We start from the raw sequence: 1,439 nt of genomic DNA on the forward strand, positions 1-1,439 counted from the left end.
GGATGAGTATCTGGGGTTGGGGGTGCCGGGAATCATCCGAGCGTTCGAGGACCCGGCGCTGCCGGTGTCCGCGTTCGCGTGGAAGCTGGCGTTCACGGTGGTGACGCTGGGCTCGGGGTTCTTGGGCGGAGAGGTGACGCCGCTGTTCTTCATTGGCGCGAGCCTGGGGAACGTGCTGGCGCGGGTGCTGGGATTGCCAGTGGACCTGGGGGCCGCGGTGGGGATGGCGGCGCTGTTCGCGGCGGCGGCGAATACACCGCTGGCGCTGTCCATCATGGCGGTGGAGCTGGTGGGCGCGGGGGTGCTGCCGCACGTGATGATTGTGTCGACGGTGGCGTATCTGCTGACGGGCCACCGGGGGATTTATCCGTCGCAGCGGATTGGGCGGAGGAAGCACGGCGGGCCGCTGCTGGAGCGGTGGGTGCCGCTGCGGGAGCTGGAGGCCCCCGGGCCACGTGGGCCCGGGGATTCAGGACCGGGAGGTCACGGCTCCGGGTAGTGGAACACGCGGCCGTCGTCACCGACGATCCACAGGTCTCCGGCTGCTGTGATGGCAATGTCGTTCAACGGCACGTTCGCCAGGCTCCCGGTCAGGTCCGGGCCCTTGGCCCAGCCATACGGTGACAGCCGGTGCAGCTTGCCGCCCGTTCCGCCCGTGCGCTTGTCCACCATGTAGCACTGCTCATTCAGCGGGTTCTGTGGGTTCTGCGTGTCATAACGCATCACCACGCTGGTGAAGTCGAACGGCGAGGGGGCGTCTGTCTTGTCCCACGTCGTCGCGCCGTCCCAGCGCCATACGGCTCCGGCTTCTCCCACGGCACAGGCTTTGTTCGCGCCCCCCATCCACACCGCAGTGGCCTTGCCATCCACGTTGGTGGGGTTGGACGTGTGTCCTGTCGGTGTCCCGGTCGGGGTCGTCCCAGTCGTCACTGAGTAGGACACGAACCGCTGCCTATCCACCCCCGCGCCCGTGCTGGATCCCACCGCGAGCATGAAGTCCTCTCGCAGGGCATGCAGGCCGTAGGAGTTGAGGCTGCTGTCGTTCAGCTCGGTGAATGGATTACCAGAAGCACCCACCACCCACCTATACAGACGCCCCTCCGTGTCGGACAGGTAGACAGTCGTCACCCCTCCGGACTCGAAGCCCACCATTCCTGTGATGTTCTGTGAGGTGGGCAAAGTCCCGGGCCCACAGGGGGCACTCGTCCCAGTATGCCTAGCCACCCATCCTCCCTCACCGCCTAAGATCACAGCGCCGCTGGAGTCCACCCAGGAGACCGTCCAGTTGTGGTTATCACAGTGGTTCGTGTTGAGCGGAGGGCTCCCGTCAGGGGGGGGCGGACTCGGGGTATCTCCGAAGCTGAAGCTCTCGAACTTCTGATTGGCCGCCTTGCGCACCGCCAGCTTGCCACCTCGGCCCGCCACCCAGACAGGATATC

2 protein-coding genes are annotated in these 1,439 nt (G+C 66.4%); one reads left to right on the forward strand and one right to left on the reverse strand.

The genetic code is table 11. The features are described from left to right. A partial coding sequence (locus tag HR086_RS46820; RefSeq protein ID WP_174468908.1) for a chloride channel protein occupies positions 1 to 499 on the forward strand: 499 nt, incomplete at its 5' end. Here the strand turns inward: HR086_RS46820 and HR086_RS46825 are convergent. Then, positions 484 to 1,128 carry a hypothetical protein gene (locus HR086_RS46825; RefSeq protein WP_174468909.1) on the reverse strand — a complete coding sequence of 215 codons (645 nt, stop codon included), beginning with the start codon at positions 1,126 to 1,128 and terminating at the stop codon, positions 484 to 486. The genes HR086_RS46820 and HR086_RS46825 overlap by 16 nt on opposite strands. Positions 1,129 to 1,439: the final 311 nt, after the last annotated feature.

The sequence above is a fragment of the Myxococcus sp. CA039A genome, assembly GCF_013336645.1.
Lineage (GTDB): Bacteria > Myxococcota > Myxococcia > Myxococcales > Myxococcaceae > Myxococcus > Myxococcus llanfairpwllgwyngyllgogerychwyrndrobwllllantysiliogogogochensis.